22 protein-coding genes are annotated in these 24,187 nt (G+C 71.4%); 13 read left to right on the plus strand and 9 right to left on the minus strand.

All coding sequences use genetic code 11. The annotated features are described in order from the left end of the window. Nucleotides 1-200 precede the first annotated feature (200 nt). Nucleotides 201-902 carry an LPXTG cell wall anchor domain-containing protein gene (locus ACIQHQ_RS13750; RefSeq protein WP_402612124.1) on the plus strand — a complete coding sequence of 234 codons (702 nt, stop codon included), beginning with the start codon at nt 201-203 and terminating at the stop codon, nt 900-902. Between the two features lie 103 nt (nt 903-1,005). Continuing rightward, complete coding sequence (locus ACIQHQ_RS13755) at nt 1,006-1,986, plus strand: hypothetical protein (protein ID WP_402612126.1); 981 nt, start codon at nt 1,006-1,008, stop codon at nt 1,984-1,986. Between the two features lie 58 nt (nt 1,987-2,044). On the opposite strand, the gene ACIQHQ_RS13760 is transcribed toward ACIQHQ_RS13755, so the two are convergent. Next, entirely contained in the window at nt 2,045-3,550 is a 1,506-nt protein-coding gene (locus tag ACIQHQ_RS13760) for a peptide MFS transporter (RefSeq protein WP_402612127.1), read from the minus strand. Between the two features lie 515 nt (nt 3,551-4,065). Between ACIQHQ_RS13760 and ACIQHQ_RS13765 the strand changes: the two genes are divergently transcribed. Both ACIQHQ_RS13765 and ACIQHQ_RS13770 read left to right on the plus strand, forming a co-directional pair. Continuing rightward, complete coding sequence (locus tag ACIQHQ_RS13765; protein ID WP_402612128.1) at nt 4,066-4,743, plus strand: response regulator transcription factor; 678 nt, start codon at nt 4,066-4,068, stop codon at nt 4,741-4,743. Between the two features lie 29 nt (nt 4,744-4,772). Beyond that, entirely contained in the window at nt 4,773-6,047 is a 1,275-nt protein-coding gene (locus ACIQHQ_RS13770; protein ID WP_402612129.1) for an ATP-binding protein, read from the plus strand. Between the two features lie 46 nt (nt 6,048-6,093). On the opposite strand, the gene ACIQHQ_RS13775 is transcribed toward ACIQHQ_RS13770, so the two are convergent. Continuing rightward, a complete protein-coding gene (locus tag ACIQHQ_RS13775; protein WP_402612130.1) occupies nt 6,094-6,600 on the minus strand; it encodes a GtrA family protein in 507 nt (168 codons plus the stop codon). A 163-nt stretch (nt 6,601-6,763) separates the two neighbouring features. Between ACIQHQ_RS13775 and ACIQHQ_RS13780 the strand changes: the two genes are divergently transcribed. From ACIQHQ_RS13780 to ACIQHQ_RS13795, 4 genes are all read left to right on the plus strand, one after another. Next, complete coding sequence (locus tag ACIQHQ_RS13780; protein ID WP_402612131.1) at nt 6,764-7,903, plus strand: 5-(carboxyamino)imidazole ribonucleotide synthase; 1,140 nt, start codon at nt 6,764-6,766, stop codon at nt 7,901-7,903. Next, nucleotides 7,900-8,427 (plus strand): 5-(carboxyamino)imidazole ribonucleotide mutase, encoded by a 528-nt coding sequence (purE, locus tag ACIQHQ_RS13785; RefSeq protein ID WP_390986762.1) that lies wholly within the window; start codon nt 7,900-7,902, stop codon nt 8,425-8,427. Before ACIQHQ_RS13780 ends, purE begins: the two co-directional genes overlap by 4 nt. Nucleotides 8,428-8,432: 5 nt before the next feature. Next, nucleotides 8,433-9,620, plus strand: a complete 1,188-nt coding sequence (locus ACIQHQ_RS13790; protein WP_402612132.1) for a dipeptidase — start codon at nt 8,433-8,435, stop codon at nt 9,618-9,620. Between the two features lie 228 nt (nt 9,621-9,848). Continuing rightward, the gene (locus ACIQHQ_RS13795; RefSeq protein ID WP_402612133.1) at nt 9,849-10,976 is read left to right on the plus strand and encodes a dipeptidase; all 1,128 of its coding nucleotides are present in this window, start codon (nt 9,849-9,851) and stop codon (nt 10,974-10,976) included. 206 nt (nt 10,977-11,182) lie between these two features. Here the strand turns inward: ACIQHQ_RS13795 and ACIQHQ_RS13800 are convergent, their stop codons facing one another. Together ACIQHQ_RS13800 and ACIQHQ_RS13805 are read right to left on the minus strand one after the other, a co-directional pair. After that, nucleotides 11,183-11,575 carry a VOC family protein gene (locus tag ACIQHQ_RS13800; protein WP_402612134.1) on the minus strand — a complete coding sequence of 131 codons (393 nt, stop codon included), beginning with the start codon at nt 11,573-11,575 and terminating at the stop codon, nt 11,183-11,185. Nucleotides 11,576-11,589: 14 nt separating this feature from the next. Further along, on the minus strand, nt 11,590-11,961 hold the full coding sequence (locus tag ACIQHQ_RS13805) for a VOC family protein (RefSeq protein WP_402612135.1): 372 nt from the start codon (nt 11,959-11,961) through the stop codon (nt 11,590-11,592). A gap of 116 nt (nt 11,962-12,077) precedes the next feature. Between ACIQHQ_RS13805 and ACIQHQ_RS13810 the strand changes: the two genes are divergently transcribed. After that, the gene (locus ACIQHQ_RS13810; RefSeq protein ID WP_402612136.1) at nt 12,078-12,608 is read left to right on the plus strand and encodes a CGNR zinc finger domain-containing protein; all 531 of its coding nucleotides are present in this window, start codon (nt 12,078-12,080) and stop codon (nt 12,606-12,608) included. A gap of 121 nt (nt 12,609-12,729) precedes the next feature. Here ACIQHQ_RS13810 and ACIQHQ_RS13815 read toward each other — a convergent pair whose 3' ends face one another. Then, nucleotides 12,730-14,073, minus strand: a complete 1,344-nt coding sequence (locus ACIQHQ_RS13815) for a UDP-glucose dehydrogenase family protein (protein WP_402612137.1) — start codon at nt 14,071-14,073, stop codon at nt 12,730-12,732. A gap of 188 nt (nt 14,074-14,261) precedes the next feature. Here ACIQHQ_RS13815 and ACIQHQ_RS13820 point away from each other — a divergent pair, with 188 nt between their 5' ends. Beyond that, nucleotides 14,262-15,419, plus strand: coding sequence for an acyl-CoA dehydrogenase (locus ACIQHQ_RS13820; protein WP_402612138.1), 1,158 nt, complete (start codon nt 14,262-14,264; stop codon nt 15,417-15,419). Between the two features lie 40 nt (nt 15,420-15,459). Here the strand turns inward: ACIQHQ_RS13820 and ACIQHQ_RS13825 are convergent, their stop codons facing one another. Beyond that, complete coding sequence (locus ACIQHQ_RS13825; RefSeq protein WP_402612183.1) at nt 15,460-16,653, minus strand: phosphatidylserine/phosphatidylglycerophosphate/cardiolipin synthase family protein; 1,194 nt, start codon at nt 16,651-16,653, stop codon at nt 15,460-15,462. Between the two features lie 254 nt (nt 16,654-16,907). Here ACIQHQ_RS13825 and ACIQHQ_RS13830 point away from each other — a divergent pair, with 254 nt between their 5' ends. After that, entirely contained in the window at nt 16,908-17,273 is a 366-nt protein-coding gene (locus ACIQHQ_RS13830; RefSeq protein WP_402612139.1) for a four-helix bundle copper-binding protein, read from the plus strand. A gap of 63 nt (nt 17,274-17,336) precedes the next feature. Here ACIQHQ_RS13830 and ACIQHQ_RS13835 read toward each other — a convergent pair whose 3' ends face one another. After that, complete coding sequence (locus ACIQHQ_RS13835) at nt 17,337-18,638, minus strand: LCP family protein (protein ID WP_402612140.1); 1,302 nt, start codon at nt 18,636-18,638, stop codon at nt 17,337-17,339. Between the two features lie 119 nt (nt 18,639-18,757). On the opposite strand from ACIQHQ_RS13835, the gene ACIQHQ_RS13840 reads away from it, so the two are divergent. After that, on the plus strand, nt 18,758-19,315 hold the full coding sequence (locus ACIQHQ_RS13840; RefSeq protein WP_184561399.1) for an acyl-CoA thioesterase: 558 nt from the start codon (nt 18,758-18,760) through the stop codon (nt 19,313-19,315). 6 nt (nt 19,316-19,321) lie between these two features. Here the strand turns inward: ACIQHQ_RS13840 and ACIQHQ_RS13845 are convergent, their stop codons facing one another. Continuing rightward, nucleotides 19,322-20,683, minus strand: coding sequence for an LCP family protein (locus ACIQHQ_RS13845; RefSeq protein WP_402612141.1), 1,362 nt, complete (start codon nt 20,681-20,683; stop codon nt 19,322-19,324). A 247-nt stretch (nt 20,684-20,930) separates the two neighbouring features. On the opposite strand from ACIQHQ_RS13845, the gene ACIQHQ_RS13850 reads away from it, so the two are divergent. Next, complete coding sequence (locus tag ACIQHQ_RS13850; protein WP_402612142.1) at nt 20,931-21,968, plus strand: glycosyltransferase family 2 protein; 1,038 nt, start codon at nt 20,931-20,933, stop codon at nt 21,966-21,968. A 282-nt stretch (nt 21,969-22,250) separates the two neighbouring features. Here the strand turns inward: ACIQHQ_RS13850 and ACIQHQ_RS13855 are convergent, their stop codons facing one another. Beyond that, a complete protein-coding gene (locus ACIQHQ_RS13855) occupies nt 22,251-23,909 on the minus strand; it encodes an LCP family protein (protein WP_402612143.1) in 1,659 nt (552 codons plus the stop codon). Nucleotides 23,910-24,187: the final 278 nt, after the last annotated feature.

Raw genomic sequence — 24,187 nt, forward strand, 5'->3', positions numbered from 1 at the left:
GTGAACGATCCTGTGCGTACCCGTCTTTCTCTGTGCACATCTGTCGGATTCCCCACTGAAGGGGGTGCTCCGGCTGCGTCCGAACGGGTGACCGCTCCGGATGGATCCGGCGCGCCCTGTGTCTTCCTTCCTCAAGGTCCCGGGCGTACCTTGACGGCCCAATCTGATACGTCGTCAGGAACAGGAAGGGGAGCGGCACCGTGTCGTACCGGAAACGAACCGCCGCGCTCGCGTCCGCCGCGGCCCTGGCCGGCTCGGTGGTGTGGATGGCCGCCCCCGCCGCCCGGGCCGAGGTCGTCGACGTCAACTACCAGTGCAGGACGCCGATCGGCGACAAGAGCGCCGTCTCGCCCATCGACATCAAGGCCGTCGAGAGCGGCAGCGGCTACCGGGTCACCATGTCCTGGCAGAAGGGCGTCTCCTCCAGCCCGGTCGAACTGGGCAAGGGTGCCATGACGCCCAGCGCCACCATCGCCCTGGGCGGCGCCGACGGCGGCACCCTCTCGGTGACGGGCCCCGCCAACGACGCCGCGATCCCGGCGGACACGCCGATCAAGATCAGAGACCTGAGCGGCACGTACACACCGAAGAAGAGCGGCGAGGTCACCTTCACGGCGGGCGTGCTCACCATCAAGGCGCTCGGTACGACCACCACGTGCACCCCGGCGAACGACCCGGGCCCGTCCCTCACCCTCGACGTCACGGCCGCGAGCGGCGGCGGCACCACCGGCTCCGCCCAGGGTTCCGGTTCCGGCCCGGACACCGGTACCGGGCTTCCGCAGACCGGGCCGGAGGACTCGGCTGTCGCCCTCGGCACCCTCGGCGGCACGGTCCTGCTGGCCGGCGCGGCGGGCGCCCTGTGGCTGTCGCGGCGTCACCAGGGGGCCCGGGCCGGGCGCTGAGCGCGCGTCCCTCCTGACAGGCGCCGCTGTCCCGGTCCGCTTCGGGATGCCGATGCGGCGCCGACGTCGCACGCCCGCACCCGTACGACCACTGGAGCCGCCGATGCCGCCCGCCGTCCGTCTGCCGAACGGGGCGCTGCCCCTGCTGCTGGCGCTGCTGCTGGTCCTGGCGGGCGCCGGGTCCGCCGCGGCGGTGGACCGGCCCGTCGTCGAGTTGTCCGAGTCCGAGGCGGGGACGGGCGGTTCGGTCACCGTCACCGGCAGCGGCTGGCGGCCGCGTGCCCTGCTGACGCTGCTGGTGTGCGGGCAGGCCGAGCCGGAGCGGGGCGTGACCGGCGGCACCAACTCCTGCGCCAACGGCGACGGCCGGGCCGTCACCACCGGCGCCGACGGCCGCTTCCGCCGCGAACTGCCCGTCGTGGAGCCGCCGGTGCCGTGCCCCTGCGTGGTGCACGTGGCGAGCGTGACGGGAGCCGGGGCCGAGGCCGACGCGGCCCTCCGGGTCGCCGGCCACGCCGTCGAGCCGATGCCCGCCGAAGCGGCCGGCGGACGGCTGTCCCTGCTCGCCGACACCCGGCTGCGCGGCTCCGGCGGGCTGCTCACCTGGTTCGGTTCCCCGCCCTCGCGAACCCTCGTGGTCACCGTCGGCAACGTCGGCACGTCCCCCGTGAAGAACCCGGTCTTCCAGGTCGGCACCTCGCACGGCGTGTTCGCCCCCGAGTGGCAGGACCAGCGGTGGCGCGGCACGATCCGGCCGGGCGGGAAGGCCCGCATCGAACTGCCCGTGGAGCTCGGGGCCGGGGCACACGGCGACTACACCGTGTCGCTGAAGTACGGCGGCAAGGTGCTCGCCGAACACCCCTGGGGCGTGGGGCGCCCCTGGGGCGTGACGCTGTTCTGGGTCCTCGTGCTGCTGGTCGTGCCGACGGCCCTGTTCCGCGCGGCCCTGGCCGTGATCGATCACGTAAGGCCGCGCCGCCCCGGCCACGCGGCCCGCCGCCTGCGGCCGTCGGCGCCCCGCGGTGCCGCGGCCCGGCCCTGGTTCGCCCCGGACGCCGACCGGCCGGGCCAGGGAAGGCCGTGAAGAAGGGCCGTCGCACCCCGGGGTGCGACGGCCCGACGTCAGGGTCCGGAGGCCGGCGTCAGCGGACCTCGCCCATCATGGCCTTGACCTTCTTGCGGTACATGTACACCGCGAAGCCGGCGACCACGGCGAGCGCCGCCTCCAGCGCCACGAAGCCCGTCCTGTCGAGGTTGACCCCGCCGACGGCCGGGTTGGACAGCAGCGCGGTGACGGAGTCGCCCGCGGTGACGGCGAGGAACCACACGCCCATCATCTGCGAGGCGTATTTCGCGGGCGCCATCTTCGTCGTCACGGACAGACCCACCGGCGACAGCGTCAGCTCACCCACGGTCTGCATGAAGTAGATCGCGACCAGCCACATCGCCGCGGCCTTGTGGCCGCCCTCGGCGATCGACAGCGGGGCGAGGAAGAGGAAGAAGGACGCACCCACCAGCACCAGGCCGGAGGCGAACTTCACGATGGTGCTCGGCTCCTTGCCGCGCCGGTTCAGCCACAGCCACAGCCAGGCGAAGACGGGCGCCAGCGCCATGATCATGACCGGGTTGACCGACTGGTACCAGGAGACCGGGAACTCCCAGCCGAAGACGGTGTTGTCGGCCTTCGCGCTGGCGAAGAGCGACAGGGTCGAGCCGCCCTGGTCGTAGATCATCCAGAAGACGGCGGCGGCGACGAAGAACCAGATGTACGCCGACACCTTCGAGCGCTCGTCGGAGTCCAGGTCCTTGTCGCGCATGATGCGGGAGATGACCAGGATCGGCACGAGCAGGCCGAGGAGGGTGAGCGGGATCAGCGCCCAGTTCAGGGTGAAGTGGCCGGTGCCGCCGACCAGACCGTAGAAGACCACGGCGACGGCCAGCCAGATCAGGCCCTTGCGCAGGGTGGACGCCTTCTCGGCGGGCGTCAGCGGGGTCGGGACCTCGCTGCTCCGGGCGCTCAGGTGGCGGCTGCCGAGCAGGAACTGCACGAGGCCCAGCGCCATGCCGAGCGCGGCCAGCGCGAAGCCCAGGTGCCAGTTGACGTTCTCACCGACGGTGCCGATGACCAGTGGCGCGATGAAGGCGCCGAGGTTGATGCCGATGTAGAAGACCGTGAAGCCACCGTCGCGGCGCGGGTCCTCCGGGCCGTCGTAGAGGTGGCCGACCATCGTCGAGATGTTGGCCTTCAGCAGACCGGAACCGATGGCCACCAGGCCCAGGCCGACGTAGAAGCTCGCCGCCGCGGGCAGCGCCAGGCACAGGTGACCGAGCATGATGACCACGCCCGCGACGGCGACCGTCTTGCGGGGGCCGAGCACACGGTCGGCGAACCAGCCGCCGGGCAGGGCGAGCAGGTACACGAGCGACAGGTAGACGGCGTAGATGGCCGTCGCCGTGCCCGCGCTCAGGTGCAGGCCACCCGGGGCCACCAGGTACAGCGGGAGCAGGGCCCTCATGCCGTAGTAGGAGAAACGCTCCCACATCTCGGTCATGAACAAAGTGGCCAGTCCGCGGGGATGGCCGAAGAAGGTCTTCTCGGCACCGGGGGTGCCCGGTCGGGCCGAGTCCTTCGTCAGGCTGGACGCCATGGTCGTTCCTTGCTGCTCGGGACGCGCCCCGCGGCAGCGGTGGTGCGCCCGGTGGGGGGCTGCCGGCACCGGTGGGTACGGCCGTCCGTCCGACGCCTACGGAGGTCCGCTCCGGATCACGAAGCGGTGGGCGGTCGCCACCGGGATCCACGCCTCTGCGCGCGTCGCCGCACCGCGAGGCCCGGCCACAGGTCGTTTCACGTCGGGGGCCGGCGGGAACCGACCCGCACACAAAAGAGACCTTCGGGCAAAAAGCCTCCGAAGGTCGCCGTGGTGCTACAGGCGTTGAATCACCATACGGCAGGACACCGCCGCATATGAAAGGGCTTGAGACACGGATCACAGGTATGGGGGGAACTGCGGCCCCTGTTTCCATGGTCCTTACCAGGATCGCACCACACAGGCAGAGGTTCGGACGGCTACCCCGGGAACGTAAGAACCGCGTATGCCCACGGTAAGAATCAAGGATTCCGGTCACACCCCAGCTCAGGGCGCCGCAGGTCTACCATCACCTCATGACCCGTGTACTGCTCGCCGAGGACGACGCGTCCATCTCGGAGCCCCTGGCCCGCGCTCTGCGCCGGGAGGGCTACGAGGTCGAGGTCCGCGAGGACGGACCCACCGCTCTCGACGCCGGACTGCAGGGCGGCGTCGACCTGGTCGTGCTCGACCTCGGTCTGCCCGGCATGGACGGTCTGGAGGTGGCCCGGCGCCTGCGTGGCGAAGGCCAGGCCATCCCCATCCTCATCCTGACCGCGCGCGCCGACGAGGTGGACACCGTCGTCGGGCTCGACGCGGGCGCCGACGACTACGTCACCAAGCCGTTCCGGCTCGCCGAACTGCTCGCCCGGGTGCGGGCCCTGCTCCGGCGCGGCGCCTCCGAGCCGCAGCAGCCGCCCGCGACGCACGGCGTGCGCATCGACGTCGAGTCGCACCGCGCCTGGATGGGCGAGGAGGAGCTCCAGCTGACCGCGAAGGAGTTCGACCTGCTGCGGGTGCTGGTGCGGGACGCGGGCCGGGTCGTCACCCGCGACCAGCTGATGCGGGAAGTCTGGGACACGACCTGGTGGTCGTCGACCAAGACCCTCGACATGCACATCTCCTGGCTGCGCAAGAAGCTCGGCGACGACGCCGCCAACCCCCGCTTCATCGCCACCGTGCGCGGTGTGGGCTTCCGTTTCGAGAAGAGCTGAGCCGCGGGGCCGGGCTCGGGTAACAGGACATGCGTCGCCGACTGATCCAGTCCACGCTCGCCGTGGTGCTCGTCGTGATCGCCGTCTTCGGCGTCTCCCTCGTCATCGTCGAGACCCGGACGATCAGCAACAGCGCCGAGGAGCGGGTGGAGTCCGAGGCGGTGCGGCTGGCCAGCATCGTCGACAGCCGGCTCTTCGGAGCGCAGCAGGTCGACGCGGAGGTGCTGCGCCAACAGGTCACGCAGGATCGCTACTACGCGGTGATCCGCATCCCCGGGGAGTCGCCCATCGAGGTCGGCACGAAGCCCGTCGGGGACGTCATCAGCGCGACCGCGCCCGGTGAGGAGGGCGAGACCGTCACCGTCCAGGAGCCGCGCTCCTCGGTGACCCGTGAGGTCGGCCGGACGCTGCTGATCATCGTGCTCGTCGCGCTGCTGGCGGTGGTGGCCGCGGTGCTGTTGGCGGTCCGCCAGGCGAACCGGCTGGCGTCGCCCCTCACCGACCTCGCGGAGACGGCCGAGCGGCTCGGCTCGGGCGATCCGCGGCCCCGGCACAAGCGGTACGGGGTGCCCGAGCTGGACCGGGTGGCGGACGTGCTGGACGGCTCCGCCGAGCGCATCGCCCGCATGCTGACCGCCGAACGCCGACTGGCCGCGGACGCCTCCCACCAGCTGCGCACGCCGCTCACGGCGCTGTCGATGCGGCTGGAGGAGATCACCCTCACCGACGATCCGGACACGGTGAAGGAGGAGGCGACGATCGCGCTGACGCAGGTCGAGCGGCTGACGGACGTCGTGGAACGGCTGCTGACGAACTCCCGCGATCCGCGCACCGGCTCCGCCGTCTCCTTCGACCTCGACGAGGTCATCCAGCAGCAGCTCGCCGAGTGGCGGCCGGCGTACCGCAGCGCGGGGCGGGCGATCGTCAGCTCCGGCAAACGGCATCTGCGCGCGGTGGGAACGCCCGGCGCGGTCGCGCAGGTCCTGGCCGCGCTGATCGAGAACTCCCTCATGCACGGCGGCGGCACGGTGGCCCTGCGCACCCGCGTCATCGGCAACCAGGCGGTGATCGAGGTCACGGACGAGGGTCCCGGAGTCCCCGCCGACCTCGGCGCCCGGATCTTCGAACGGGCGATCAGCGGCCGCAACTCCACCGGCATCGGCCTGGCGGTCGCCCGCGACCTCGCGGAGGCCGACGGAGGCCGTCTGGAGATGCTCCAGACCAAACCCCCGGTCTTCGCCCTGTTCCTCTCCCGCACCTCCCTGCGCAAGCCCACGGACGACGAGGAACCGATGGTCCGCTAGCACCACCCGCACCCCGCTGGGCCCGTCGGGCCGGGCGCCCGCGCGGCTACGGCACCTGCTGCTTCGGCTTCGGAGGGCCGGGCGGCTCGTCGTGCGGGAGCGGACCCTCGGACGCCTGCGTCCGGTGTGTGGGGAGCGCGCGGAAGACCCAGGAGCGGTAGGACCAGAAGCGGAACAGCGTCGCGATGCCGATGCCCAGGAACTTGAAGACGTTGTTCTGCAGCGGGGTGTCCCAGCCGAAGCCGTACGTCGCCGTGTACAGCACGCCGTTCTCGATGACCAGGCCGACCGCGCTGAACAGCAGGAACAGGGACATCTCACGGGTGCGGCGGCTCTTGTCGCGGTCGCGGTACGTGAAGTAGCGGAAGCCGACGTAGTTGAAGACGATCGCCACGACGGTCGCGATGACGCTCGCGCGCACCACCTGGAGGTCGGTGGTGTGCCGGACCAGGTTGAAGACGACGAGGTTGACCAGCACCCCGGCCCCGCCCACCGCACCGAATTTGGCGACCTCGCGAACGGTCCGCCGGAGCCGAGAGGCACCATCTCCCATGGTCGTGCAGGCCCCCGTCCGTTCGTCGGCGTCAACCCAGCCATGCTAACCACCCGCCCGCGCGATCTTCCTGCGCACGCCGGTGGAGGGCGGGAGATGATCCGGAAAGGCCCGGGGAGGGGCAGGAAACCGGCCACTCCGGCGCGGCCGATACCCTGGGGGAGTGACGTTCCCGGTAGTCGGCATGGTCGGCGGTGGCCAGCTCGCTCGTATGACACACGAGGCGGGCATCCCGCTGGGCATCAGGTTCAAGCTCCTCAGTGACACCCCGCAGGACTCCGCTGCGCAGGTCGTGAGCGATGTCGTCGTCGGCGACTATCGCGACCTCGACACGCTGCGTGAGTTCGCCCGTGGGTGCGATGTGATCACCTTCGATCACGAACACGTGCCCACCGAGCACCTCAGGGCCCTGGAGGCGGACGGCATCCCCGTGCGCCCCGGCCCCGACGCGCTGGTGCACGCCCAGGACAAGGGGGTGATGCGCGCGAAGCTCGACGCGATCGGTGTGCCGTGTCCACGGCACCGGATCGTGAGCGACCCGCAGGACGTGGCCGCCTTCGCGGCCGAGGGCGAGGGATTCCCCGTCGTCCTCAAGACCGTCCGCGGAGGCTACGACGGCAAGGGCGTGTGGGTCGTCGACTCCGCCGAGGAGGCCGCCGAGCCGTTCAAGGCCGGTGTCCCCGTGCTCGCCGAGGAGAAGGTCGACTTCCTGCGCGAGCTCGCCGCCAACGTCGTGCGCTCCCCGCACGGCCAGGCCGTCGCCTACCCGGTCGTCGAGTCCCGCCAGGTCAACGGCGTCTGCGACACGGTCATCGCGCCGGCCCCCGGCCTCGACCACGCCCTCGCGCTGCGGGCCGAGCAGATGGCGCTGAACATCGCCAAGGAGCTCGGTGTCGTCGGGCACCTCGCCGTCGAGCTGTTCCAGACCCGAGACGGCCGCATCCTCGTCAACGAGCTCGCGATGCGCCCGCACAACTCCGGCCACTGGTCGATGGACGGCGCCGTCACCAGCCAGTTCGCCAACCATGTGCGAGCCGTCCTGGATTTGCCCCTCGGTGACCCGCGTCCGCGCGCCGAGTGGACGGTCATGGTCAACGTCCTCGGCGGTGACTACCCGGACATGTACTCCGCGTACCTGCACTGCATGGCCCGCGACCCCCAGCTGAAGATCCACATGTACGGCAAGGACGTGAAGCCCGGCCGCAAGGTCGGTCACGTCAACACCTACGGCGACGACCTGGACGACGTGCTGGAGCGCGCCCGTCACGCTGCCGGCTACCTGAGAGGCACCATCACCGAATGAGCCCTGTTGTTGGCATCGTCATGGGGTCGGACTCCGACTGGCCCGTCATGGAGGCCGCCGCCCAGGCCCTCGACGAGTTCGAGATCGCCTACGAGGTCGACGTCGTCTCCGCGCACCGCATGCCGCGCGAGATGGTCGCCTACGGGGAGCAGGCCGACGGCCGAGGGCTCAAGGTGATCATCGCCGGGGCGGGCGGCGCCGCCCACCTGCCCGGCATGCTGGCCTCCGTCACCCCGCTGCCGGTCATCGGCGTGCCCGTGCCGCTGAAGTACCTCGACGGCATGGACAGCCTCCTGTCCATCGTGCAGATGCCGGCCGGTGTCCCGGTCGCGACGGTCTCCGTCGCCGGTGCCCGCAACGCCGGTCTGCTCGCGGCCCGCATCCTCGCCGCGCACGACGAGGACCTGCGCGTCCGCATGCGCGAGTTCCAGCAGGAGCTCAACGACCAGGCCACCGAGAAGGGCAAGCGCCTGCGCTCCAAGGTCGAGGGCGCGGGCGGCTTCGGCTTCGGCGCGGGGAAGTGACGACGGTGACCTCCCAGGAGGCGGCCCGGGAACTCCTGGGTGAGTTCCCGGTCGTCGACGGCCACAACGACCTGCCCTGGGCCCTGCGCTCGCAGGTCCGCTACGACCTCGACGCCCGCGACATCGCCGCCGACCAGAGCGCCCATCTGCACACCGACATCCCCCGGCTGCGCGCGGGCGGGGTCGGCGCGCAGTACTGGTCGGTCTACGTCCGCACCGACTCACCCTCCCCGGTCGCGGACACGCTGGAACAGATCGACTGCGTACGGCAGTTGCTGACCAGGCACCCCGAGGACCTGCGTCCCGCGCTGACCGCCGCCGACATGGAGGCCGCGCGCGGAGAGGGCCGTATCGCCTCCCTCATGGGCGCGGAGGGCGGCCACTCGATCGCCAACTCCCTGGGCACGCTGCGCGGCTTGTACGAGCTCGGCGTGCGCTACCTCACGCTCACCCACAACGACAACGTCGACTGGGCCGACTCGGCGACCGACGAGCCGATCGCCGGTGGCCTCACCGCGTTCGGCCGGGAGGTCGTCCGCGAGATGAACCGGCTCGGCATGCTCGTCGACCTCTCCCATGTCGCGGCGACGACCATGCGGGACGCGCTGGACGCGAGCTCCGCCCCGGTGATCTTCTCCCACTCCTCCGCACGGGCCGTCTGCGACCACCCGCGCAACATCCCGGACGACGTCCTGGAGCGGCTGCCCGCCAACGGCGGTGTGGCGATGGTGACGTTCGTGCCGAAGTTCGTGCTCCAGGCGGCCGTCGACTGGACGGCCGCGGCCGACGAGAACATGCGGGCCCACGGCTTCCACCCCCTCGACACCACCGCGCCGGCCATGAAGGTGCACCGCGCCTTCGAGGAGCGCCACCCGCGCCCGGTCGCCACGGTGTCGACGGTCGCCGACCACCTGGACCACATGCGTGAGACGGCCGGCATCGACCACCTCGGCATCGGTGGCGACTACGACGGCACGGCCTTCACCCCCGACGGCCTCGCCGATGTCGCCGGCTACCCGAACCTCCTCGCGGAACTGCTCGACCGCGGCTGGTCCAAGGCCGATCTGGCCAAGCTGACCTGGAAGAACGCGGTCCGGGTCCTGGACGCGGCGGAGGACGTGGCCCGGGGGCTTCAGGCGACGCGGCCGCCGTCCAACGCCACGATCGAGTCGCTGGACGCACCCGCCGGCTGAGTGTGGCGGGCGTGGTTGCCGCGGGAGCCGGTCGCCCCGCCCCCGCCCCCGCGCCCGCCACGAGCACCGGACCCGCCTCCCGCTCAGCGGAACCCCGATCCGCGGCCGCGCCACGAGGACGCCCGCGCACGAGGCCGGCGTCGTACTCCGAACGCCCCGCCCACCAGGAACCGCTCTTCGCTCCGTGCGACGGTGACCGTACCTCACGAACGAGCGTACGGAGCCGCCATGGCAGACCTCCAGGACGACCTGCGCCCCACCGCCGCGGCCGCAGGCGAGTTCGGCGAGCCGTACCCCGATGAGGGCCTGGTCACGGCGGAGGCCTACGAGCCCGTCTCCGACCCGGACGACGCGCCCATGACCCGGGCCCACGCCATCCTCGCCGCGCACCCCGTGGCCGACGGCTACAACGGACTGCCCTGGGCGCTCGAGCGCCTGTCCTGGTACGACCTGGAGGACGGCGAGAGCACCGTCGACACGGACGTGCCCCGGCTGCGCGGCGGCCATGTGGGCGCGCTGTTCTGGTCGTTGCACCTGCCCGAGGGCCTCGACGGCGACCGGGCCGTCGGCGCCACGCTGGAGCGACTGGACCTGGCGAAGATTGTCGCCGGGACCTGCGAGGAGGGCCTGCGGCCGGTCTCCACGGCCGGACAGGTCGCGGACGCCCGCAACCGCGGCCGTGTCGCCGTGCTCTTCGGTCCCGCCGGAGCGTCCGCCCTGGGCGACTCGCTCGGCATCCTGCGCCAGCTGCACCTGCTCGGCCTGCGTGCCCTGACGCTGACCGGTGTGTCCTGGGCGAGTGATGCGGGGCTGACGCGGTTCGGCGAGGAGGTCGTGCGGGAGATGAACCGGCTCGGCGTGATCGTGGACCTCTCCGGCGCGTCCGCGCAGACCTTCCGCCGCGTCCTGCGCCTGTCCCGGGCGCCCGTGCTGTGCAGCCGCTCCGCCGCCCGGGCCCTGCGCCCCCACCCCGTCAACCTCCCCGACGACCTGCTGGCGGAGCTGGGCGCGGCCAGGGGACTGTGTCTGGTGCCGCTGACGGCCGAGCAGACCGGCCCGACCGTCCGCGATGTCGCCGACCACCTCGACCACATCCGCGCCGTGGCCGGAGCGCACTGCGTCGGACTGTCCGGCACGTACGACACCGGGGCCGCCCACCCGCAGGAGCTCGGCGACAGCTCCTGCTATCCCAGGCTGATCGCCGAGCTGCTCCGACGCGGCTGGGACGAGGCGGACGTGGCCCTGTTGACCTGGGGCAACGTCCAGCGGGTCCTGCGGGGTGCCGACTTCACGGCCCGGGCCGCCCAGCAGCGCCGTGAACCCTCGACGGCGACGATCTCAGAGCTGGACGGCTGAGGCCTGTCGTTTGGATCATGCCGCAGTCGCGCGGTCCGGCGCGCACATCTGCGGTGTCGTCGTCGGTCGCCGACGCTCCGCGTCGACTCCCTCCTCCGCCTTGCAGTTGCACGCACCAGACCGCGCTCACCGGAACTGAACGGCACCGTCGCTTCCCCGCGACCTGATCCAGACGACAGGCCCTGGCGGCCCCGCGCCGGGCCGAATCAGGCGTGCTCGATCCGGCACAGGCAGAACGGATGCCCCACCGGGTCGGCGTAGACGCGGAAGTCCTTCTTCTCGTCGTCCTCCTTGTCCAGCACCCGCGCACCCAGGGCCAGTACCCGCTCCTCGGCCGCGTCGATCTCGTCCCAGGTCGACCCGGCGTCGAAGTCGAGGTGGAACTGCTGGGCGTCGCGGTCGGCCCGCGGCCACTGCAGGGCGGTGTAACCGGGGGAGCGCTGGAAGGCGAGCCGGGGCCCGCCGGGGACGCGCAGCACCACCCAGTCGGGGTCGTCCCCCTCCGGCGTACCGCCGCCGACCTGCGCGTAGAAGCGGGCCAGCTCGCGAGGGTCGGGGCAGTCGACGACCACGGAACGGAAACGTGCCACGGCGGACATGGGACCTCCAGACGTCAGCAGGCGCAGAGGCAGAACGGGTGCCCGGCCGGATCGGCGTAAACCCGGAAGGTCCGCTCCCGGTCCCCGGCGTCCAGCGGCTTCGCGCCGAGGGCCAGCACGCCCTTCTCGGCCGCGTCGAGGTCGTCCACCACCAGGTCGAGGTGGAACTGCTGCGAGTGCTCGGGGGACGGCCACCGCGGTGGTACGAATCCGGGAGCGGCCTGGAAGGCCAGCGGTGTGCCGCCCGGCACCTTCAGGTCGACCCACTCGTCCTCCCCGTCGGTCTCCACCGTCGGCGTGCCGCCGAGCACCTCGGCGTAGAAACCGGCCAGGGCCTGCGGGTCGGGACAGTCCAGGACGACGACACCCAGCTTGGCGAGAGCCATGACTTCCTCCTCGAAGTGGTCGTTACCGGCAGAGGCGGGTAACCAGTAACCGTTACTGCATGCTCCCCCATAGGCGGTAACCTCGCAAGGGGAATCGCGAGAGGTACGGTCCAGCCATGACGGAGAGATCGCCCGCGCCCGGCGGCCTGGCCCTGGTCGAGGCCCTGGTGAACACGCTGGACGTCGAATCCGGCGCGGACGCGCTGGACACGCCCGAGGGCAGGGCGCGCCTCGGCGTCACCCCCGACGAGACGGACCGGGCCCGCACCCTGCGCGAGTCGCTGCGCGCGACCCTGCTCGCCCACGCCGGCCACCCGCCGCACCGGGAGGTCACCCCCCTCGGCGATCTCCTGGCCGAAGCCCCGCTGTTCGTCACGGTCGACGCGGCGGACGGTTCGGCCGCCCTGACCCCCGCCGACGACCGCTCCCTGCACGCACGCGTGGCCGCCGCCGTCGCCGAGGCCCTGGTCGCCGGCACCTGGACCCGTCTCAAGGCGTGCGAGGCCGCCGACTGCCACTGGGCCTACTACGACCGCAGTCCGGCAGGCCGCGGCCGCTGGTGCTCCATGCAGGTCTGCGGGGCCCGCGCGAAGATGCGCCGCTACCGGGCCAAGGACGTCGCCAAGGACGTGCAGGGGGCGCCCTGACCCCCGCTGCCGCCCCGCCTCACGGCCGGGTGGTGCAGAATGCACGAAGACGCCGGTTCGGCCGACTGAGCCTCGGCCGAACCGGCGTCACCCGTCCGAGCGTTCGCGTGTCCGCCCGCGCTCAGGCCTTCGGGCGTCCCATCGCCCGGTACGTCCAGCCGGCCTTGCGCCAGCGCTCCGGGTCGAGGGCGTTGCGGCCGTCCAGGATCACCCGCGCCGCCGCGACCTCACCGAGGGCCTCCTCGTCCAGCTCGCGGAACTCCCGCCACTCCGTCAGGTGCAGCACGATGTCGGCCCCGCGCACGGCGTCCAGCGCCGAGGCGGCGTAGCCGAGCGTCGGGAAGACCCTGCGGGCGTTGTCCATGCCCTTCGGGTCGTAGACCGTGACCTGGCCGCCCTGGAGGTGGATCTGCCCGGCCACGTTGAGCGCGGGGGAGTCCCGCACGTCGTCCGAGTCGGGCTTGAAGGTCGCGCCCAGCACCGCCACCCGCCTGCCCAGGAACGGCCCGCCGCCCAGCGCCTGCCGGGCCAGCTCCACCATCTGCCCGCGCTGGCGCATGTTGATCGAGTCGATCTCCCGCAGGAACGTCAGCGCCTGGTCCGCGCCCAGCTCACCGGCGCGCGCCATGAACGCCCGGATGTCCTTCGGCAGACACCCGCCGCCGAATCCGATCCCGGCCCGCAGGAACTTCCTCCCGATCCGGTCGTCGTACCCGATGGCCTCCGCCAGCTTGGCCACGTCACCGCCCGCGGCCTCGCACACCTCCGCCATCGCGTTGATGAACGAGATCTTCGTGGCGAGGAAGGAGTTCGCGGAGGTCTTCACCAGCTCGGAGGTCGGGAAGTCCGTGACCACGAACGGCGACCCCTCCGCGATCGGCGTGGCGTACACCTCCCGCAGCAGCTTCTCCGCACGCTCGCTGCGCACGCCCACCACGAGCCGGTCGGGGTGCAGCGTGTCGTCGACGGCGAAGCCCTCGCGCAGGAACTCCGGGTTCCACGCGAGTTCGGCGTCCTCACCGGCGGGCGCGTGCGCGGCCAGGTAGGCGGCGAGGCGGTCCGCCGAGCCGACCGGCACGGTCGACTTGCCGACGACCAGCGCCGGACCGTGCAGATGCGGCGCGAGCGAGGCGATCGCGGCGTCGACGTAGCTCATGTCGCAGGCGTACTCGCCGTGCCGCTGCGGGGTGTTCACGCAGACGAAGTGCACATCGCCGAACGCGCCGATCTCCGCCCAGTCCTGGGTGAAGCGCAGCCGGCCGCTGGAGCCCTCGACGCCGGCGACATGCTTGCGCAGCAGCTCCTCCAGGCCCGGCTCGTACATCGGGGCCTCGGCGCGCTCCAGCTTCTCGATCTTCTCGCGCACGACGTCCAGGGCGAGCACCTCGAAGCCCAGCTCGGCCATGGCCGCCGCGTGTGTCGCGCCGAGATAACCGGTGCCGATCACGGTGATCTTCAGGGCCATGGGTGCTCCAGGGGTCTGCGGCATGTGGTGCGCGCCCGAGCATATCCGGGGCATGGCCGCGCGCCTTACCGGGCAACTTCTCCGCTGTCGCCTAGCTCACGTATCACTCCTGTGGGCGACCCCATAAACTTTTGATTACTTAACGGTAGTTAGCCTCAGCATCGCAGCGTTTTGGAGCGTGAGAGACCTTGGCCGGATCGGCTGACTTCGACCTGTACCGCCCGTCCGAGGAGCACGACATGCTCCGGGACGCCGTCCGCTCGCTGGCCGAGGCGAAGATCGCGCCGCATGCCGCCGCGGTGGACGAGGAGGCCCGCTTCCCGCGCGAGGCCCTCCAGGCGCTGGTCGCGAACGACCTGCACGCGGTGCACGTACCCGAGGAATACGGCGGCTCCGGCGCGGACGCGCTGGCCACCGTCATCGTGATCGAAGAGGTCGCCCGCGTGTGCGCCTCCTCCTCCCTCATCCCGGCCGTGAACAAGCTGGGCTCCCTGCCGGTGATCCTCTCCGGCTCGGAGGACCTGAAGAAGCGGTACATGACCCCGCTCGCCAAGGGCGACGGCATGTTCTCCTACTGCCTGTCCGAGCCCGACGCCGGTTCCGACGCCGCCGGCATGAAGACCAAAGCCGTCCGCGACGGCGACCACTACGTCCTCAACGGCGTGAAGCGCTGGATCACCAACGCCGGCGAGTCCGAGTACTACACGGTCATGGCCGTCACCGACCCGGCCAAGCGCTCCAAGGGCATCTCCGCCTTCGTCGTCGAGAAGTCCGACGAGGGCGTCTCCTTCGGCGCCCCCGAGAAGAAACTCGGCATCAAGGGCTCCCCGACCCGCGAGGTCTACCTCGACAACGTCCGCATCCCCGCCGACCGCATGATCGGCGAGGAGGGCACCGGCTTCGCCACGGCGATGAAGACCCTCGACCACACCCGCATCACCATCGCCGCCCAGGCCCTCGGCATCGCCCAGGGCGCCCTCGACTACGCCAAGGGCTACGTCCGGGAGCGCAAGCAGTTCGGCAAGCCGATCGCCGACTTCCAGGGCATCCAGTTCATGCTCGCCGACATGGCCATGAAGATCTCGGCCGCCCGCGCCCTGACCTACCAGGCCGCCGCCGCCTCCCAGCGCGTCGACGCCGACCTCACCTACCTGGGCGCCGCCGCCAAGTGCTTCGCCTCGGACGTGGCGATGGAGGTCACCACGGACGCGGTCCAGCTCCTCGGCGGATACGGCTACACGCGCGACTACCCGGTGGAGCGCATGATGCGCGACGCCAAGATCACGCAGATCTACGAGGGCACGAACCAGGTCCAGCGCATCGTCATGGCGCGCAACCTGCCGTAGTCGCGCTCCGGGGGCCGGCAAGCCCCGGCCCCCGGCGTTCTCACAGGAAGCGGCGGATCGGGGTGACCGCGGCTTCAGCGAGACGCTCGGGCAGGGGGCGCCGCTTCCAGCGGGTGGCGTCGATCGGCTCGCTGCGCTCCCGGTCGGCGTCGAAGTCGGCGTCCAGGGCCTCGGTGAAGTCCTCGTCGAGAACGGCGAGCACGACCTCCTCGTCGTGCTCCATGGAGCGGCGGTTGAAGTTCGTGGAGCCGATGAGGGAACACACCCCGTCCACCGTGATGATCTTCGTGTGGAGCATGGTCGGCTGGTACTCCCGCACGTCCACACCCGCTTCGACGAGCGTCTGGTAGTGCTGCCGCCCGGCCAGCAGGCACGCCCGCTGGTCGGTGTACGGGCCGGGCAGCAGGATCTCGACCCGGACCCCGCGGCGCGCCGCCGCGGCCAGGAGACCGACGAAGTAGGTGTCCGGGGCGAAGTAGGCCGTGGCCACCCGCAGGCGCTCCTGCGCCGAGGTGATCAGGACCCGCAGCACCGTCTGCATGTCCTGCCAGCCGAAGGAGGCCGACCCCCGCACGACCTGGACCGTGGCCCGGCCCGGCTGTTCCTGGGCGGTGAAGCGGTCGTGGTCGTCGTAGAGGTCGTCGTGGCACTCGGCCCAGTTCTGGGCGAACGCCGCGGCGACGCCGTCCACCGCGGGTCCGCGGACCTGTACATGGGTGTCGCGCCACTCGTCCGGGTTCCGGGCGGCGCCGCACCACTCCTGCGCGATGCCCACGCCCCCGGTGAAGGCCGTGTGCTCGTCGGTGACCAGCACCTTGCGGTGGCAGCGGTGGTTCTGCCGCATCGGCGACAGACGCGTGGGTCTGCGGAACCAGGCCACCTGGACACCGGCCTCGTCCATCGCGTCCAGCAGGCCGGGCTCTATCTCCTTGGCCCCGAAGCCGTCCAGCAGCAACCGCACCCGGACCCCTGCGCGGGCCCGCTCGGCCAGGGCGTCGGCGAACTCGTGGGCGACCTCGCCCCGCCAGTACACGAACGTCATCATGTCGACGGTGTGCTCAGCGGCGCGTATGGCGGCCAGCATCGCGGGGAAGATCTCGTCGCCGTTGCGCAACGGCACGAGTTCGTTGCCCTCGGTCGCGGCGACGCCGATCAGCCGCTCCAGCCGCCTGCGCAGCCGCTGCTTCTGCCCCTGGGGCCCTCTCGTCTCCGGCACCCGCCGTTCGTCGTACATCTGCTGCGTCATGGGTGGGTCTCCCCCCTGCACGGTTCACTCGCCGCCCCCGGCCCGGCGACGCCGGGCCTCCGGCGTGCCTGCACACCCTTTTTGCCGCTGCCGGAGGATTCACGCAGCCACCGGTGAGTCGTGCCTCACAGGTGAGGGCGGACCGCCACGGGCGAGTCCGTCCTGTGGTGCTCATGGGGCCACAGGCGTAGGACGAGAGGAGCGGGCGCCGATCCGCGGCTCCCGCCCCCCGGGAGGACGTCATGACCCAGCAACCCACCACCACGAGCCAGCTGAGCAAGGAGATGCAGGAGTGCGTGCAGGCGTGCATGACCTGCCACAGCGTGTGCGAGGAGACGATGAGCTCCTGCCTGCAGATGGGCGGCCCGGCCCAGATGCAGATCATGCGCACGGTCATGGACTGTGCCGAGATGACGCGCATGTGCGCCGACATGATGATGCGCCGCTCGCCCCTCATGGCCGAGATGTGCGCCATGTGCGCGCGAGCCTGTGACATGTGCGCCGAGGCGTGTATGTCCATGCCGGACGACGCCCAGATGATGCGGTGCGCGCAGGCCTGTCGCCGCTGCGCCGAGATGTGCCGCTCGATGTCGGCCGCCTCGATGTGAGGACCGCCGCACGGCGAAGGGGGCACCCGCCCGGGTGCCCCCTTCCGCTGCCCGCCCGCCTGGTCAGTTGCCCGAGACGGTGACCCGCTCGTCGTTCTTCAGCTGGCTCACCAGCGTCTTCACCTTCGCGGTGTCCCACTGGAGGTTGCCGTTGACGGCGTTGCCGGCGATCGGCATGTTCATCGACTTGCCCTCGCCGCCGCTGACGCCCTTCATCGCCCAGAACATGGACGCCAGGTCGAACAGGCCCATGTCCTTGTCGACCACCAGGGAGTCCAGGCCCGCGCCCATGGTCGGGTACAGCTTGAACGGGTTCAGGACCGTGCCCGGCGTGGCGACCTGGTTGGCCAGGGCCGACAGGAACTTCTGCTGGTTCTTCGTGCGGTCCAGGTCGGAGCCCTCGAGGGCGTAGCGGGTGCGGACGAAGGCGAGGGCCTGCTCGCCGTTGAGGGTCTGCTTGCCCTTGTTCAGATCCGCGCCGGACTTGGTGTCCTTGATGTCCTTCGGGATGTCCATCTCGACGCCGCCGACGGCGTCCACGATGTTCGCGAAGCCGGCGAAGCCGATCTCCACGTAGTGGTCGATGTGCAGGCCCGTGTTGGCCTCCACCGTGCGCACCAGCAGCTCCGGGCCGTCCTCGGCGTACGCCGCGTTCAGCTTCGTCTGGCGGCCCGAGGCCGGGTAGAGCTTGCCGGAGTCGGAGCCCTTGAAGGACGGGATCGTGACGTTCGAGTCGCGCGGCAGCGAGATCAGTGTCGGGGCGCCGCCGCCGGTGTGCAGGATCATCATCGAGTCCGTGCGTTTGCCCGCGGCGGACCCGGTGTGCAGCTTCTTCTTCTCCTCGGCCGACATGCCCTTGCGGCTGTCGGAGCCGACGATCAGGTAGTTCGTGCCCTCGCCCGCCTCCGGACGGTCGATGACCTTCGACAGGTCGACGTCGCGGTTGAGCTTGGAGTCGGCCCAGAAGTACGTGCCGACGCTCGTCACGACCAGCAGCGTCACCACCGTGATGGCCGTCACCTTGATGCGGCGGCGCCAGTTCGGCGCGGGGCCCGGCTCGTACACGCCGTCGCCCGGTCCGCCGGGGCCTCGGCCGCCGGGGGAACCGTAGACCTGGCCGGTGTTGTAGCCGCTGTCGTAGCCGTCACCGGGGCCGTGGCCACCCCCGTCCACGTAGGACGGCTGCTGCGGTACCCCGCCGCCGTACGGCGGGGCGCCGCCGTACGCCGCCTGCCCGGGCGAGGCCGCCGGACCGCGGCGGACCTGCCGCATGACACGGGCGCTCTCGGGCTGTGCGCTCGAGCTGCCGCGTCCGTACCGGCTGCCGCGGTTGTCGCCGGAAAACCCCTCGGGCCAATCATTCATGCGCCCCAGTGTGCAGGTCCACGTAGTGGGCCATACAAGAGTCGTCGGAAAATCAGAGCACGGCTGTGGCGAAGCTGACACAAATCCCCCTCATGCGGCCTCGGCATAAGGTGGGGGCCATGACAGACCAGGCCCCAGCTGCGGATTCCGGCAGTCCGGAAATCCCGGGCAAGCCGACTTCGGCGTCCCGCACCACCCTCAGCCACATCATGACCCACAACGACACGAACCTTCTGGGGACGGTGCACGGCGGGGTGATCATGAAGCTGGTCGACGACGCGGCGGGAGCCGTGGCCGGGCGCCACTCCGGCGGGCCGGCCGTCACCGCCTCCATGGACGAGATGGCGTTCCTGGAACCGGTCCGCGTCGGTGACCTCGTCCACGTCAAGGCACAGGTCAACTGGACGGGCCGCACGTCGATGGAGGTCGGCGTCCGGGTCCTGGCCGAACGCTGGAACGAGTCCGCCCCACCGACGCAGGTCGGCTCCGCCTACCTCGTCTTCGCGGCGGTCGACGCCGACGGCAAGCCCCGCCGGGTCCCGCCGGTCCTCCCGGAGACCGAACGCGACAAGCGCCGCTACCAGGAGGCCCAGATCCGCCGCACCCACCGCCTGGCCCGCCGCCGCGCGATCATGGACCTGCGGGAGAAGCGAGCGGCAGAGGGCTTCGAGGACTGAGCGCGCCTACGAGCACGCCACCTCGTCGCCCCGCACCACCCCGAACTCGCTCTGACCCGGGTCCTCGGCCCGCACCTTCCGCACGCGTTCGAAGTCCGCTCCGGCGATCACCTTCAGGGTCGGGCCCAGACCCTTGACCGCCCGGAGCTCACTGCCCGGCAGAGCCGCCGCGAGGGACTTCGCGGAGCGGTCCCAGCGGGGGTCGTGGACGATGATCGTGCGCCTGACGTCGCGGCCGGCAGAGTTCACCGGGGTCTTGGTCGTGCGGAAGCCGGTCGAGGCCAGGGCCGCGTCCACCCGGCGGCCCAGGCCGGCGGCGCGGGTGCCGTTCTCCACCTGGACGCGGATCTGCTGCGGGGCGACCGGGACGATACGGGCCGCGCCGTGCGGCCGGTGCACGGACAGCGGCTGGTCCTGGCGCAGGGCCTGGAAGAGGCGCTCCGACTTCACCGGGTCCCACTTCAGCGTCGATCCGACGCCCTTCACGGGATACCCCATCCGCCCGATCGGGACGGTCGTGAACTCCGAGGAGGAGGGCGAGAAGTTCCGCATGGCCCGGCCCAGGTCCAGCATCTGGTCCGTGCCGAAGCCCTTGTCGGCCCGTACCGAGCCGAGCACCGCCCGCGTCACGTCCCGGAACTTCATCGGGTTGAGGAGGAGCCCGGAGGAGGTGAGCCGCTCCACGAGTGCCGCCATGAAGCGCTGCTGCCGTTTCATGCGGCCCAGGTCGGAGGCCCCGTCGACATGGCGGGCGCGGACGAACTGGAGCGCCTGCCCGCCCGCGAGCGTGTGCCGGCCGGCCGGGAGGTCCAGGCCGGTGTGGCTGTCCTTCAGGGGGGTCGCGGTGCAGATCTGCACGCCCCCCACCACGTCGACCGTCCTCATGAAGCTGGCGAAGTCGACCTCCAGGTAGTGGTCGATCTTCACCTTCGTCATGTCCTCCACCGTGCGTACGGTCAGCTGCGGCCCGCCCTCGGCGTACGCCGCGTTCAGCTTGATGGGATGCCCGTGGTGCCGCTTGCCGCTCGTCCGGTCGGTGTGCGCGGGCGCCACCGCGTACGAGTCGCGCGGCAGGCTCACCACACTCGCCCGTTTCCGGTCCTCGGAGATGTGCACGATCATGATCGTGTCGGTGCAGTGGCACGGGGCGCCGCCCAGCCGGTACTTGCGGCGCTCCTCCTTGCTGATCTTCTCCCGGCCGTCGGTGCCGACCAGCAGGACGTTCATGCCGTGGCCCGCCTGCGGCCGGTTCTTCATGTCCTTGAAGGGGTCGACCCGCGCGATGTCGGCGTCGAGGCTGGTCATCACCGCGTGCCCGATACCGGCGGAGGCGAGGACCGCGACGGACAGGGTGGTGACCGCCCGCATGCCCCAGCGCGGTGTGCGCCGGGCCGGGCGGGGGCGGCGCGGAGCACGGCGGGGAGAGGGGGGCTGCGGGCGGCGCCGGGGTGCGGCGGTGGACCGAGAGGACCGCGGCGGCGTGGGCATGGGGACACCTCCGGACGACGGCCGTACGTGGGATCCGTGAAACCGTAGGCCGATACGATCTGCGGCCCGCGCCACCGCCCCGGCGGCGCGCACCGGTGTCCCCCGTTCGCGGTAACGTGAGGCTCCTATGAACGCCAATCCCGACGTGCGGCTCCCCGCCGTTTCCGTGATCATGCCCGTCCTCAACGAGGAGCGGCATCTGCGGGGAGCAGTCCAAGCCATCCTCGCGCAGGAGTACGCCGGCGAGATGGAGGTCGTGATCGCCCTCGGTCCGTCCACGGACCGCACGGACGAGATCGCCGCCGAGCTCGTGGCCGAAGACCCGCGTGTGCACACCGTCCCCAACCCCACCGGCCGTACGCCCGCGGCGCTGAACGCCGCGATCAACGCCTCCCGGCACCCGATCGTCGTACGCGTCGACGGCCACGGCATGCTCTCGCCGAACTACATCGCGACCGCCGTCCGGCTCCTTGACGAGACCGGCGCGCAGAACGTCGGCGGCATCATGCACGCCGAGGGCGAGAACGACTGGGAGCACGCGGTCGCCGCCGCGATGACCTCGAAGATCGGGGTCGGCAATGCCGCCTTCCACACCGGCGGGCAGGCGGGTCCGGCGGAGACCGTCTATCTCGGTGTGTTCCGGCGCGAGGCGCTGGAGCAGCAGGGCGGCTACAACGTGGAGTTCATCCGCGCCCAGGACTGGGAGCTGAACTTCCGCATCCGTGAGGCCGGCGGGCTGATCTGGTTCTCGCCCGAGCTGAAGGTGTCCTACCGGCCGCGGCCGAGCGTGAAGGCGCTCGCCAAGCAGTACAAGGACTACGGGCGCTGGCGGCACGTGGTCGCCCGTTACCACGAGGGCTCGATCAACCTGCGCTACCTCGCCCCGCCGGCCGCCGTGTGCGCGATCGCGGCCGGCCTCCTGGTGGGCGCTCTGCTGACGCCGTGGGGCTTCGTGGTGCCCGGCGGTTATCTCGCGGCGATCCTGCTCGGCTCGGTCCCGGCGGGCAAGGGCCTGCCGCTGAAGGCGCGGTTGCAGATCCCGGTGGCGCTGGCCACGATGCACATGTCGTGGGGCTGGGGCTTCCTGACCAGCCCGCGGGCCTTGGCGAAGAAGGTCATCGCCTCCCGGCGCCCCGCGGTGCACGCCGACGCCGCCGCGACCTGACCTGACCTGACCTGACCTGACGTGGCCGTGGGCCCCCTTCCCGTCCGGGAGGGGGCCCACGGTGCGCGCGACGCGGTTGTGCTGCGCCGGCGCGCCGGGACGGCACTCCCCGTCCCCCCGGCCGGCCCGGCCACGTGGGCCCGCCGGTCTCCACCCGGCCCGGCGCGCCGGGCCGGGCGGCTGAACCCCGGCCCAGCTGAACCGCCGTCTTGGACGAGACGGGGCCCTGGCGTCCTCCCGGACGGCGGGCCCCGCTCTCTCACGCACCGGACGCGGACGAGTTCACCACCGGTAGGCCGGGTACACGTCCATGCACTCCTGCTTGTCGGCGGTCAGCGCGTCCGCGGAGTCGGGCAGGTCACCCGCCTCGGGAGCCTTCTGCTTCGGGTAGGTCGTCCCCTCCCGCCAGTCGCTGCCGATGGTCAGGGTGGTGGTGACGTCGTCCGTGGCCCGCACCTGGCTGCTCGGGACGCCGACCGCCTTCGCCACCGACAGCGCGTTGGCGCGGCCCTGTTCCCCGGTGCTCTTCGGGTACGTCACCTGCGTCCGGGCGTGTGGATCCTGCCGGCCCGAGGCGACGGCCCGGGTGAAGCCCTTCTGCTGCAGCGCCGTCACGATCGCGGCGGCCCGCTGCGCAACGGCGGCCCGCTCGTCGCTCGCCGTCCCGTTGACGACGGAGACCGACAGTCCCGCGGCCGGCGCGGCGACCGGACCCGTGGCCTTCCCCGATGCCGGGGACGGCGTCGAGGACGCTGCCGCCCGCGCCTTCCCCGCCTTGTCGAAGGGGACGTCGTCGCGGAGCATCGCCCACATCTTGTCGGCGTCCCGCGGCTTGGGCAGCAGGTGGTTGCGGTCCAGGTTGTCCACGATCCACGGCATCGTCGTCATCGTGATGCGGTTCGTGGGGACCGACTTCAGCTGCATGCCCAGGTCGTACAGCTCCTTGACCGTGCCGATCTCCTCGGACACCTTCAGCGCCTTCGTGCCCGCCTCGGCCAGGCCCATGAGCCGGCCGGTGTCGGTGAAGACGTTCTGCTCCTTCAGCGTCCGGATCATCGCGTTCATGTACATGTGCTGTGCCTTGGCGCGCAGTGGGTCACTGCCCCAGGCGTGGCGGGTGCGCAGCCATTGCAGCGCCTGCTTGCCCTGCACGTTGTGCTTGCCGGCCTTCAGCTTCAGTCCGGAGCCGCCGCGCTGACCGGGCAGCGGCCGGTCCCACACGTTCTGGTTGACGCAGACCGGGACGCCGCCGATGGCGTCCGCCATGGCCACCACCCCGGCGAAGTCGACCATCATCCAGTGATCGATGTACACACCGGTCAGGTTCTGCCAGGTGGCGAGGGTGCAGCCCGGACCACCGCGCTGGAGCGTCTCGTTGATGATCGTGTTCTTGGCCGGGTAGGTCTCCCCGGTGTCGGGGTCGACGCACTTGGGGATGTCCACCCGGGTGTCGCGCGGGATGCTCACCACGGACGCGCTCTCGCGGTCCGCCGAGACGTGCAGGAGCATCTGCACATCCGCCAGGGGCTTGCTGCCGACGTTGTCCCTGCCGCCGCCGAGCTTGACGTTCTCCGCCGAGTTCCGGCTGTCGGAACCGATCAGCAGGATGTTGAGCGGGGTCTGGCCCGCCGCGTTGGGCCCGGCCTTCTCGACGCCGGATTCGCCGCTGTTGCGTGTGCCCTTGTCGATGTTGCCGTTGAGATGGCGGTAGTAGAGGTATCCGGCGCCGGCCGTCCCGAATATCAGTACCGACAGCACGATGGCGGACCAGCGCAATATCCGGCGTCCGCCGCCGCGCCGTCGGCCGCGTGGTCGGCCGTGGCCGCCTCCGCCCCCCTCGCCGCCGCCCGCGACGGGCGTCTGCGTCCCCGGACCCTCGTCCTGGGCCAGGCCGCCCGAATCGTGCCGCGTGCTGCCTCCGCGCACGTCACTCTGCGCCATATCCCTGCCTCCCCACCCCTACGGCCGACCCACGGGTCCGCCCCGCGTCGTGTTCGGATCACGGGCGACCCGTGTCCGCCCGGGCCACGGGTTTCCCCGGTGCTCCGCCGGAGTACGGTCGTCTCCGCTCCTGGTTGGACCACTGACATGCCCGGTCGGATGTACACCCGGCCGATTCGTCCGGGCATGCTCCGTCCACCTGTGAGACGCAGGAAGGGGCGGTCAGGTCACTTCGCGCACTCGACCTTGTCGGCCGTGGCCTTCCGCACGTCGTCAGG

It is taken from the genome of Streptomyces sp. NPDC092370 (assembly GCF_044755265.1).
In the GTDB taxonomy this organism is placed as follows: Bacteria; Actinomycetota; Actinomycetes; order Streptomycetales; family Streptomycetaceae; genus Streptomyces.